Here is an 11,331-nt window from a genome sequence, read left to right as displayed (position 1 = left end):
GGCGGAGCCTCAGGGGCGCGAGAGGTTCCAAGGGCGAGGTAGATCCAGTCGCCACCGTATTCGCACATCGGTGGGAACCAGCCCATCCAGCACGTCGTAGGACAATGCGTGAAACGGGGCCTTGGGGTGGAACAGCCGACGAAGGCAACGTGACCACGCGTGGTGGACCTCTCGTGGAACGTCGCGTTGGAGTGCAGCGCGCACGTCATCGAGGCAGGGTTGTACGGTGCGCTCGACGTGGTTTCGGTACAAGGTCACGAGCTCGGTACGATCGAGTCCGAGTTTGTCGATGGTGTACGAGCCGCGCTTGCTGCCTCGGCGCGGTCGTGGGATCCAATGCCCACGCTTGGCCTGGACGAATACGATGTGCGCAATGGGGTCCTCGTCTTTCGCAGCGGGGTCGATGAACAGAGGGCGCTCCTCACTGGGGGGCAGCTGCTCGGGTGTCAGTGGAGTCGAGCCAAGCTCGAGGGCGAAGTGGTTGCCCTTGCGGGCGGGGCTGTTGCAGGTCGTGCAGGAGAAGTAGAGGTTGGTCCAGGTCCACGCCAGCCACCAGTAGCCGGTGGTCGAGGTCACGTACCTCGGCTCCTGGGTCACGCGTGCCTTGGGGCGGAAGTGCTCAACGGGCTGTGCCGTGCGCTGCTGCACCATCTCGCAGTAGGCACACTTTCCATGCTGAGCCTCGTAGAGGGCAGCCTTGGCAACCCCATGCCCCTCGAACACCTGAGCCTCGCCGTCTGCGAGCGCTCGTCTTGCGGCTGACAGGCGGTGCTCCCGTTCGGGTGGTAGGGAGGTGGGCTCTGGTCCCCGCTCGATGCGGATCACAGCTCGGGCTCCCGTGGTACGGGATCCAGTGTCAACTCGATGCCCTCGCCGCGAAGCTCTCGTCCGAGGCGGTGCACCTCTGCGTCTTCTTCGTCGCTACGGAAGGGGTTCACGGCGAGGTGGCTGTAGCGGTCGAGACTGTCGCCGAGATCGCTCGGGTACAGGCGATCGATCCCGAAGAACTGCGAGTAGAGCTCGGTGCCGGTCAGCAGTCGGGGATCGTGTTCCCCTTCGTGCTTGCGTACGTTGCCCTCGCCATCGAGGTAGAGCATGACCACCTCCTCGGAGCGCAGCGCGTTGAGGAGGATGGGTGAGTGCGTGGTGGCCACGAACTGCATCCGGGGGAATGTCTCCTTGAGCGCACGGACCAGCCCCGCTTGCCACCTGGGGTGCAGGTAGAGGTCGATCTCGTCGATGAGGACCAAGCCCTCCATTTTCGCGGGGAGGATCCCGGGACCCTCCTCTCCGACATCGAGCAGGTAGTGTCCCACGAGGTCAGCAAGCCAGGCGAGGCTGGCCTGGTAGCCGTGGGAGAGCCAGGTTGCGGGGAGCTTGAGCGGACCGCTGGGCAGCTCTTGCTCGAATCGATCTCGATCGTAGAGGTCGGCCGCCTTCTTGATGCCTCCCCGCCCGCCCGTCTCCACGTCGCGGATGTCGGGGACCAGATCCTGCGTCCTGGTGAGGACTTGTCGAAGGATCTTCACGAAGCGCTTCGCAACTCCTTCGTCGAAGTCCGCAAACCCGAGGCCGATGAGGGGCGACGGTCGAAACAACGGAACGAGGCGATCATGGCTCGGCTTTCCGACTTCTCGCTCGACGTCGCTCACCGTCAGGTGGCGGGACACCCCGTAGCCGGCCACGAACCAGTGCGACAGCTCCTTGGAGCGTGCCTCTTGAAGCGGGTCGATCCGTTCCTCGGCATTCAGCATCCCGAACAGGTTGTGCTGTAGATACTCGGAGCCGCCGACCAGATCGGCTGAATTTGGCGGCATGGACAGGCTGGATCTCAGTTGGGCTGGCTTCAGGGGGTGTCCCGGGTACTCGCGGCGTCTTCGGTGCTGACCATCGCCGAGTCGACCGAAGCCGAACGTGGCTTCGATGCGCATTGCGTCGTCTGGATGGCGCCGATCCGGCATCGACACTGCCGTCGCGCCCGCCAGCTGGTTCGCGCGCAGGTGCCCCACTGCGGCCAGCGCGATTGCCTGCAAGATCGACGTCTTGCCGGCGCCATTGCGGCCGATGAGCACGGTCCACATCCGTGGTTCTCCGTCTCCATCGACGAAGTCGAGCTCCAGGTCGCGGATGAGGCGGAGGTTCTCGATGTGGAGGTGGCGCAGGTACATGGAGTGAGGCGCGTGATGGAGTATCGGCGGGCCAAGAGTCGCACGGATCACGAGAACGTGCGATCTTGCGGGGTGGGCCACTCCGTGGCCAGCCCGCGCCGTTTCGGGCAGACTCGCCGCACTGCGATGCCCACCCTCGACGAAGCTGCCGCCGTGGCGTTGCTCTGCGCCGCCCCGGTCCCGCGCCCGGTGGTCGACGCGGCGCGTCACCTCCAGGATGCCGGCCACGCCGCCGTGCTGGTGGGCGGAGCCGTCCGCGACGTGTTGATGGGCCTGCCCGCCAGCGACTGGGATCTGGCCAGCTCCGCCACCCCCGACGAGGTGATGGCGCTGTTCCCCAAGACGATCCCCACCGGCGTGCAGCACGGCACCGTGACCGTGATGGTGCGGGGTGGAGGCCAGACTCACCCGGTCGAGATCACCACCTTTCGGGGCGAGGGCGAGTACGTCGACGGTCGACGACCGACGAGCGTGCGATTCCATCGCCACCTCATCGAGGACCTGGCGCGACGCGACTTCACCCTCAATGCGTTCGCCTGGGATCCGATCGCGCGGCGGTTCTCCGATCCATTCGATGGCCTCGCCGATCTGCGCCAGGGCCTCTTGCGTGCGGTGGGCGTGCCGCTGCAGCGCTTTCGCGAGGACGGGCTGCGAACGATGCGAGCGGTGCGGTTCTGTGCCACGCGCAATCTCCAGCTCGAGGTGAGCACCGAGGCCGCGATCCCCGATGCACTCGACGTGCTGGCCAAGGTCAGCCGCGAGCGTGTGCACACCGAGCTGCACAAGCTACTGGGGAGCCCGGTGCCCTCGCAGGGGCTGCACCCCATGTGGCGCACGGGGATCTGGCCGCACGCCCTGGTGCCGCTGCCCACCGACGAGGACTACGCGCAGGCGATCGCGGCCGTCGATCGCATGGCGCCCGATCCCACGGCTCGAATGGCCCGGTTGCTGTGGCCGCTGGGGCGAGAAGGAGACGCGGCCGCGCGCATCGAGGCATGCATCGATGCCCTCAAGCCCAGCCGCGCCGAGCGGGCCACGGTGCTGGCACTCACCGGGTCGGCCGCTCGCGCCTTGCAGATCGCCCGCACCCCGATCGAGATCCGCCGCGCCGTGGCCCAGCTCGGCGTCGAGCACCTGCCCGCTGCGCTCGACGTGCTCGGCTTCGACGACACCCGGCGCGAGGCGGTTCGCGATGCGATCGAAGGCGCCACCCTGTCGGTCGGTGCACTGGCGATCAAGGGAGGCGAGCTCATCGCCGAGGGCGTGGTGCCCAAGGGCCCGGCCGTGCGCTCGCTGCTCGCGGGGCTGCTCGACGACGTGCTCGTCGATCCCGGCCTCGACACCCGCGAGCGCCTGCTGCAGCGCGCTCGCGAGCGCATGGCGTAGTCGCCCGGGTCAGCGCCCCTGCAGGTGGGGCACCTGCACGATCCTCGCATCGAGCGTCACGTACCCGCGCTCGCCCTCCGCGTTCGCGGACAGAAGCCGCACCGGTCGCAGCTCGACCAGCTCGAGCCGCTCGCCGAAGCTGCGCACCAGCGCGTCGAGCCGCAGCAGCAGCGTCGCCAGGGCGCGAGGATCGGGATCGGTCGCCCGTCGCAGCGCGGGCACGGGCATGCGCCCGAGGATCGCGTGCGCGAGCAGCAGCGCATCGTCGCGAGACACGGGACAGGGGGCCAGCACCGGCTCGACCGGCGCGGGCGTGTCGGTCACCCGCCCGAACAACGCCGTGCCGCCGTCGGACAGCCGGATCGCGCCGCAGTGCAGGTCGAGCCCCGCCTCGACCATCTCGGCCACCAGCACGCCATCGAGCCGCGCGGTGGGAGCGTGCTTCTCCACGGCATCCACGATCGTCGCGTAGGCCCGACGCACCGCCGCGGCCGTGCTCAGCTCGAGCTGCAGGGCTCCGATCTCGCTGCGTCGCCGCAGATCCGGACTGAGGGCCTTGAGCGCCACCGGGTAGCCGATCCGATCCGCAAACCCGGCCGCGCCGCTGGCCGACGACGCCACCGCCTGCCGCGTGACCTCGATGCCAAACCCACGCAGCACCACCTTGCTCTCGTGATCGGTGAGCACCACGCCGGCCGAGGCGAGCACCTCCCCCGAGCGCGCCACGCCGTCGTCGTCGTCGTCGATGGCGGGCGCCTCGAAGTCCACCTCGAGCGCGACCCGGGCCGCATCGACCCGCAACAGCGCACGCTGAGCCAGGAACGCCGCCGTGGCCACGTCGGTCGCGAGATCCGGTCGCGCCTGCTCCATGCCCACGAGCGCGCCCGTCATCGGCAGGGCCCGGCGCGCCTGCTGCCAGATCCCGGGATCGGGGGGCGCGGCCTCTCCAGGCGCTCCGCCGCCCCGCAGGCCCTTGAGCACCGAGGCCACCACGCGCGGCGAGGGAAACACCGGTCCCGTCCAGCGCTCGAGCGCATGCGCAGCCACGGCGGCCGCCAGGCTCGCCGCGCGCTCGGGATCGGCCGGCTCGTCCACTGGCGGCATGGGGACTCCCAGCGGCACGAGCACCACGTCGGGCCCGCGGTGGGCGGCCCACCGCGCCCACCCCTCGTCGAGTACGGCGGCCGGCACGTAGCCCGCGGCCGGAAATCGACGGGCGGCGCGGCGCTCGAGCAGCTGCCACCACCACCCGGGGGTGGGGCTGATGCCCAGGCGTGCGCCTCCCAGCGCGCGCCACAGGCCCTCGAGCTCGCCCGCCTCGGCGGCACACAGGATCGCCTGCCCCTCACCCCGTCGCAGCCGGGCCTGCGGGCCCAGGATGGCGGTCACGCCGGGCACGGCCGCGATCGCATCGAAGCGCGAGGCCTCGGCATCGGCGGTGAGCACCACCAGCGCAACCGGCTGGCTCCGCAGCGCTCGCACCGTGGTCATGGTCACCCGGTGCAGCAGCAGCACCCGCGGCGTCACCTTGGACAGCGTCGTGGGCAGCTCGCGATCGCCGACCACCCGGGCCAGCCCGTCTGGCCAGTCCAGCGCCTGGATCGCGTCCCCCGTGGCCAGCACCGTCTTGGGGCTGGGGTCGAGCAGAGCATCGAGGGCTGCGCCCAGGGCCGTCCCGGTCATCCCGACAGCGATGCCCATGGGCTGTCGAGGATGGCCCCCAAGGCGGCGGCCCGCGACCCCGACAGCACCCAATCGGCCGCGCGCCAGCTCGGGTCGAGTCCTGCATGCTCGCCCGGCAGCACGAGCAAGCGCACCGTCACCGGCCGTAGCGCAAGGGTGGGGGGCACCGGATCCGCGGACAGCCACAGCACGGTACCGGACGTGACCACTTCGTCGGCGGAAGCGGGCTCGGCACCAAGCCGGGTCAAGGCCGCTTGCGTCTCGGGATTGATCGAGCGGCTCCCCAGCCACTTCACGGGGCCACGGCCACCCACCGCGAACACGGGGGCCGTGTCCTGGGCGCACGCCGCCGAGACCTCGCCGACCCACGACGGGTGGTTCACCTCGTCCACGTCGGCCTGATACTCGGCCTCGAGCATCTCGTTGTACGCATGCCAGGGGAGCGTGCCGGCCAAGACCGCGGTGACTGCATCGGCGCCGCCCCAGGCGGGCTGCCGCGTGGTCAACCAGCGCGTGACCGGTGGACCCCCAACGAGGGTCTCGGCCTGGGCCAGCCCTTCCTCGGTCCACGGGACCAGCACGTGCACGGGATTGAGCTGCGATTGCAGGGCGGCCAGGCCACTGGGACCGCCGAACACCAGCACGTCGGCGCCAAAGCTGCCTGCCGCCTGCGCGATGCCGCGATCGAGCGCGCCAGCGTCACCGCCACACACGGCGGTGAGGGTGGCTCCGCGCTCGCTGGAGATGTCGCGAGCGCGGCACAACGCAACTGCACTGGCGGGGTGGAGCCCGCCCGGTGTGCGCTGCAGGTAGACCAGGATGTGCGCCATCGGGCGTTGCCCCTACTGAAGGCCGTGCTTGCGTTTGATGGCCTCGAGCTGCTTCTGGTACTCGATCTCGAAGCTGCTGGTGCCCTCGTTGAGGTGCTTGAGGTGCCGGCGAACCTCGCGGTCGAGGTCGTCGTCGGCCTGCATGTTGCGGCGGAGCAGGTCCTTGAGCGTGCGCCGCAGGGTCGAGTCGTCGGCGTAGACCTCCTCGACGAAGGCCGAGCGCATGAACAGCTCGATGAGCTGGGTGGCGATCCAATTGATGGACTCGTCGCCGATCGCGAAGTCCTCGCGCTCGGCGAGCTGCCGCTTGGTGCGAAACAGGTCCGAATAGGGCAGACCGCGCTGCTCGAGCACGTCCTTGGCCGCTTCGGTGAGCTCTCGGTCCTTGCGCAGATACTCGCGGAGGATCGACTCGATGTCGCGCTTGAATTCCTCGCGATCGTTGATCTCGAGGTGCCGCGGCTCGACCAAGGCCCGGGTGACGACCTCGGTGATGTGCGGGATCTTACTTGCGTAGAGGCGCATGAACCTGGGGGCAGGATAGAGGTTGCATGGGGGGACGTCCAGGTGTGGGCGCGAGTCGTCCAGGGCCTGCTACAAGGCGGGCCATGACCGAGCGGCAACCCCTGCTGGTGGCGGCGGGCCTGGTGTGGCGGCCAGGCGACGTGCTCGTGGTGCAGCGGCGACGTGCCGACGCCGGGCACGGCGCGGGTCACTGGGAGCTGCCCGGTGGCAAGCTCGAGCCGGCCGAGCACCCGCGCGACGCACTCGCCCGAGAGCTGATGGAGGAATGGGGTCCGGTGGCCTGCGGCCTGCGGGTAGGTCCCGTGGCCGATGTCCTGCACCACGTCTACCCGCCCCCGGGGCCACGAGTGCTGCTCATCGTCTACCACGTCGATGCCGGGCCGTTGGCGGCGCCGGGGATCGAGCCCCTGGCGCTGGGCCTACGCCCCGAGCCGGGCGTGGAGCTCGGTGCCTTCTCCCGCGCCGAGCTCCCGGTCGAGGAATTCCTGGCCGCGGATCGCCAGCTGCTCGTGGCCATCCGCGACGGGCTCCTGGGACCGCCGGCCTGGTCGCCGGCCGGCTCGCTCCCTCGAGCGTAGCCGCGTCGGCGTCCTCACACGGCCGCGCCCTCGAATCGGGCGATCCTCTCGTAGCGATCGCCCGCCCGGCGGAACAGCACCGCTTCGACCACCTCGTGCTCCTGCACGTCGACGACCAGATAGTCCACCGGCCAGTCGGCGGCAATCGCGGCCCTGGTGTCCTCCTCGGAGAAGTACGCGCCCACCCGGGGATGCGAGTGATACACGATGCGAACCGGGTGCTCTCCGTCGAGGCTCCGGGTGAGCCGTAGCAGCTCCTTGCCGCCGATGTTGTAGCCGTTCTCCGCGGTGCGGGGGAACGTCTCGGGATCGAGGGCGTGCAGCTGGTCCTGCACGTTCTTGCAGGGGACCAGCTCGGCTGCCTCGCCCTGACCCAGGACGTAGCCGCAGCACTCGCGCGGAAACTCGTCCCGCGCCTGGCGATAGATGGCCTGCAGGTGCGCGGGCGCGAGGGTCGGCTCTTCGGGCCGGGGCTCACCAGACATAGTGCTTCTCCCACTGCAGCGGGGCGAAGTAGCGATCGCCCCGGTCGCATAGCACGGTGACCACCAGCCCCGACTCGCCGCGCCCGTGGAGCTCCTTGGCCACGCGCAGGGCTCCGGCCACGTTGGCGCCCGACGAGTGCCCCACGAACAGCCCCTCGTCGCTCGCGAGGCGATCGGACATGTCCCAGCCCTCGTCGGTGGGCAGCCAGATCGTGTCGTCGAGCACCGACTCGTCGTAGATCGGCGGCACCAGGCTCGACGGGATGTGCTTGAGTCCTTCGAGCCCGTGCATGGCGTCGTCGGGCTGCAGCCCGATGCAGCGAATGCCCGGGTCGTGCTCGTGGAGCCTCCGCGAGGTACCCATGATGGTGCCGCTGGTGCCGATGCCGGTCACGAAGTGGGTGATCCGCCCGTCGGTCTGCGCCAGGATCTCGCGCGCCGTGCCGTCGTAGTGCGCGCGCCAGTTGGAGTCGTTGGCGTACTGGTTGGGGTAGTACCAGCGCCGTGGATCGGCGTCCACGATGGCGCGGGCCTCGACGATCGCCCCGTCGCTGCCCTCCATCGGATCGGAGAACCGCAGCTCGGTCCCGAACGCAGCGGTCACCTGCTTGCGCGGGTTGGACACGTTGCTGGGCATCACCAGGGTGATGGGGATCCCCAGCGCCGCCCCCACCATCGAGTAGGCGATGCCCGTGTTGCCGCTGGTGCTGTCGATCAGGCGGATGCCGGGGCGCAGGTCCCCGCGCGCGAGCGCGTCCGCGATGATGCGGTACGCCGCGCGGTCCTTGACCGATCCCCCCGGGTTGGCGAACTCGCACTTGGCCCAGATCTCCACCCCGGGCGTCCGTCGATCGATGCGACCGAGCCGAACGAGCGGCGTGTTGCCCACCAGCTCCACGATGCTGCCCACCCGCGCGGGTCGGCGCAGCGCCTGCTGCTGGTGCAGCGAGACCACGGCCGGGGGCGGCGCGGGCTCGGAGGTTCGTGCTGCGATGGTCATCCCACGCCGCCGGCGATCGCGGGCACGATGCTGACCTCGTCCGCGTCCTTGACTGGGGTGTCGAGGCCATCGAGGAAGCGAATGTCCTCGTCGCCGACGAAGATGTTGACGAAGCGCCGCACGGCGCCCTTGTCGTCGCAGATCCGCTCCCGGATGCCCGGGTGGGACGACTCGAGCGCGTCGATGAGCGCGCGGACGCTGCCAGCGGCGATGCTGACCTCTTCCTGCCCCTGGGTGTACTTGCGCAGCGGAGTGGGGATGCGAACGGTGGCCATGGTGTCGTTTCCGGTGTCTGGTCTGTCTTCGGGTCTGGAGATGACGGAGTCGGTTCAAGAGGCACCGGCGCCGTTGGCCGAGCCTGCGAGGGAATCGTGGGGGAGGTCGGTCGCCCGGGGATGCGCGGGGCATCCGGGGCGGCGCCGCGGGGCCAGGCGCCGGACCTCGACGTGCAGCAGGTCGATGGCCCACAGCTGGCCCGCCACGGTGTGATCCCCCGCGGCCAGGCGCAGGGCGAGGTGCGCCATGAGCATGCCGATGTGCCCCACGCCCGAGCCGACGACGCCCGCCTCGTCGCAGCGAGGGATCTCGTCGTCGGGGGGCGGGGCCTCGTAGACGCAGCGGTAGCAGGCCCGATCCGCATGGGGCCCGGCGGGGGACGGCACGTGCACCGCCAGCGCTTGCCCGCGCCAGCCCAGCGCCGCACCCACCACCAGCGGAATCCCGTGCGCCACACAGGCATCGTTGATCGCGAACTTGAGCCGGGGTCGATCGGTGCACTCGAGCACGATCGTCGTCGGCGACAGCGAGGTCACCCAACGCGCCACCTCGGAGGGCTCGAGCGCATGCACCCGGGGCTCCACCGCCATGCGACCGCGTCCGGCCAGCCGCCGCGCGGCGGCCTCCGCCTTGGCGGCGCCCACGTCGCCCACGTCGTAGAGCACCTGACGCTGCAGGTTGTGCGCCTCCACGCGATCGTGATCGATCACGATCGCGCGGGCGGCCCCGGCGGCCGACAACGCCAGCAGGGCGGGGCAACCCAGTCCCCCGGCGCCCACGACCACGAAGCACGCGTCCGCGTTCGCATCCATGGCGGGAGCTATCGCCGAGATCCCTCGGGCGTGAAGTACTCGTCGAGGCTGAAGTAGCGCTCACCGGTGTCGCACAGCACGGTGACCACGTGCTTGCCCGGGCCCAGCCGCGCCGCGAGGCGCTCGGCCGCCACCACGTTGGCCCCGGCCGAGATCCCGACCAGCAGCCCCTCCTCGTGGGCCAGGCGCTGCTTCATGCGGTAGGCCTCCTCGTCGTCCACCGTGTCGATCTCGTGGTAGATGCCGCGATCGAGCACGGCCGGGATGAAGCCGGCCCCGATGCCCTGGATCTTGTGGGGGCCCGCCGGCTGGCCCGAGAGCACCGCCGATCGGCTGGGCTCCACCGCGACGATCCGTACGTCGGGGTTGTGCGCGCGCAGCACCGAGCCCACGCCGGTCACCGTGCCGCCCGTACCCACGGCCGCCACGAAGCCATCGATCGTCAGGCCCTCCATCTGGCGCACGATCTCGGGCCCGGTGGTCCGTCGATGCACGTCGGGGTTGGCCGGGTTCTCGAACTGCTGCAGCATGTGGTGGTCGGGCCTGCTGCACAGCTCGCGGGCTGCCGCGACCGCCCCTTCCATGGTGCGATCGTCGGGGGTCAGCACGATCTCCGCCCCGTACGCCCGCAAGAGGTTGCGGCGCTCGAGGCTCATGCTCTCGGGCATGGTGAGGACGAGTCGGTAGCCCTTGACCGCGGCCACCAGCGCCAGTCCGATTCCGGTGTTGCCGCTGGTGGGCTCGACCAGCACCGTCTTGCCCGGCTCGAGGAACCCGGCCCGCTCGCCCGCCTCGATCATGGCCAGGGCGATGCGGTCCTTGACCGAGCCGCCGGGGTTCATCATCTCGCACTTGCCCCATACGGCCGCATGGGTCTCGGCGGCGCCGGTCACGAAGCGCAGGCGAACCAGCGGCGTGTCGCCGATGAGGCGGAGGATGGTGTCGACGGCAGGAGGTCGCTGCGTGGTCATGCTCGTCGAGTCCTCGCGTCCAATGAGAAGATCGGGAAGGGCCAGGGCAGGTGGTGCGGGCGCGGCCGTCAGATCACGTAGTTCGCCGCGCTGCGACGGTGCCGCTCGCGGGCCTCACCCAGCAAGTCGTCGAGCTTGAGGTCTCCCACGGCGGCCTGCAGCCGATCGTCCACCGAGCGCTCGACCAACGCGGTGATCTCGTCCTGGGGCTCCCCCGCCGCATTGCTCGGGCCGCTGCCCAGGGCCCGCAGCACGTCGGAGATCACGATCTCCTCCGGGGGCTTGGCAAGTCGATATCCTCCCCGAGGACCGCGCTTTCCCACCACGAAACCGGCTCGCCGGAGCTCACCGATGATTTCTTCCAGGTATCGTGAGGGAATTGCCTGGTGCTCTGCGATCACCTGAGCCGACGCATAACCACGGTGGGCAACGTGGCAGAGCGCCCGAAGGCCGTAGCGTGCTTTGGTGGTCAGCCTCATTATACGGTAACCCTGGAGGAAAACCGGAATTAACCTTGCCATATTCGCGTCGGCTTGGCCAGCCACCGCGAGCGGTCGCGGTCGGGATGCGGCTCCGAGCCCATGTCCATCGTGTGGGGTTGGCGCGCTCCCGCTTGA

At 70.1% G+C, this 11,331-nt stretch carries 13 protein-coding genes; 2 read left to right on the top strand and 11 right to left on the bottom strand.

Annotation, left to right across the window (positions count from 1 at the left end; genetic code table 11):
- Positions 1-9: 9 nt before the first annotated feature.
- Positions 10-723, bottom strand: a complete 714-nt coding sequence (locus OEB96_RS34055) for an HNH endonuclease family protein (RefSeq protein ID WP_266221016.1) — start codon at positions 721-723, stop codon at positions 10-12.
- Positions 724-821: 98 nt separating this feature from the next.
- Entirely contained in the window at positions 822-2,168 is a 1,347-nt protein-coding gene (locus OEB96_RS34050; protein ID WP_266221015.1) for an AAA family ATPase, read from the bottom strand.
- Between the two features lie 153 nt (positions 2,169-2,321).
- Here OEB96_RS34050 and OEB96_RS34045 point away from each other — a divergent pair, with 153 nt between their 5' ends.
- Complete coding sequence (locus tag OEB96_RS34045; protein WP_266221014.1) at positions 2,322-3,554, top strand: CCA tRNA nucleotidyltransferase; 1,233 nt, start codon at positions 2,322-2,324, stop codon at positions 3,552-3,554.
- A 9-nt stretch (positions 3,555-3,563) separates the two neighbouring features.
- Here OEB96_RS34045 and OEB96_RS34040 read toward each other — a convergent pair whose 3' ends face one another.
- From OEB96_RS34040 to OEB96_RS34030, 3 genes are read right to left on the bottom strand one after another with little or no spacing between them, the layout of a single operon-like run.
- Positions 3,564-5,255 carry an acetate--CoA ligase family protein gene (locus tag OEB96_RS34040; protein ID WP_266221013.1) on the bottom strand — a complete coding sequence of 564 codons (1,692 nt, stop codon included), beginning with the start codon at positions 5,253-5,255 and terminating at the stop codon, positions 3,564-3,566.
- Positions 5,234-6,067: an adenine nucleotide alpha hydrolase family protein gene (locus OEB96_RS34035; RefSeq protein WP_266221012.1), complete on the bottom strand. Its 834-nt coding sequence runs from the start codon at positions 6,065-6,067 to the stop codon at positions 5,234-5,236. The genes OEB96_RS34040 and OEB96_RS34035 overlap by 22 nt, the downstream gene beginning before the upstream one ends.
- A gap of 12 nt (positions 6,068-6,079) precedes the next feature.
- The gene (locus OEB96_RS34030) at positions 6,080-6,592 is read right to left on the bottom strand and encodes a DUF507 family protein (protein ID WP_266221011.1); all 513 of its coding nucleotides are present in this window, start codon (positions 6,590-6,592) and stop codon (positions 6,080-6,082) included.
- 83 nt (positions 6,593-6,675) lie between these two features.
- On the opposite strand from OEB96_RS34030, the gene OEB96_RS34025 reads away from it, so the two are divergent.
- Entirely contained in the window at positions 6,676-7,170 is a 495-nt protein-coding gene (locus OEB96_RS34025) for an NUDIX domain-containing protein (RefSeq protein ID WP_266221010.1), read from the top strand.
- Between the two features lie 14 nt (positions 7,171-7,184).
- On the opposite strand, the gene OEB96_RS34020 is transcribed toward OEB96_RS34025, so the two are convergent.
- From OEB96_RS34020 to OEB96_RS33995, 6 genes are all read right to left on the bottom strand, one after another.
- Entirely contained in the window at positions 7,185-7,655 is a 471-nt protein-coding gene (locus OEB96_RS34020; protein WP_266221009.1) for a Mov34/MPN/PAD-1 family protein, read from the bottom strand.
- Positions 7,645-8,655: a PLP-dependent cysteine synthase family protein gene (locus OEB96_RS34015; protein WP_266221008.1), complete on the bottom strand. Its 1,011-nt coding sequence runs from the start codon at positions 8,653-8,655 to the stop codon at positions 7,645-7,647. Before OEB96_RS34015 ends, OEB96_RS34020 begins: the two co-directional genes overlap by 11 nt.
- Positions 8,652-8,930, bottom strand: coding sequence for a MoaD/ThiS family protein (locus OEB96_RS34010; RefSeq protein WP_266221007.1), 279 nt, complete (start codon positions 8,928-8,930; stop codon positions 8,652-8,654). Before OEB96_RS34010 ends, OEB96_RS34015 begins: the two co-directional genes overlap by 4 nt.
- Positions 8,931-8,984: 54 nt before the next feature.
- Positions 8,985-9,743, bottom strand: coding sequence for a HesA/MoeB/ThiF family protein (locus tag OEB96_RS34005; RefSeq protein WP_266221006.1), 759 nt, complete (start codon positions 9,741-9,743; stop codon positions 8,985-8,987).
- Positions 9,744-9,751: 8 nt separating this feature from the next.
- The gene (gene cysK / locus OEB96_RS34000; protein WP_266221005.1) at positions 9,752-10,714 is read right to left on the bottom strand and encodes a cysteine synthase A; all 963 of its coding nucleotides are present in this window, start codon (positions 10,712-10,714) and stop codon (positions 9,752-9,754) included.
- Between the two features lie 68 nt (positions 10,715-10,782).
- Entirely contained in the window at positions 10,783-11,193 is a 411-nt protein-coding gene (locus OEB96_RS33995) for an RrF2 family transcriptional regulator (RefSeq protein ID WP_266221004.1), read from the bottom strand.
- Positions 11,194-11,331: the final 138 nt, after the last annotated feature.

Origin of the sequence: Paraliomyxa miuraensis, from assembly GCF_026337845.1 — a bacterium.
GTDB lineage: Bacteria > Myxococcota_A > Polyangia > Nannocystales > Nannocystaceae > Paraliomyxa > Paraliomyxa miuraensis.
This window is presented reverse-complemented; position numbering and strand designations above follow the sequence as displayed.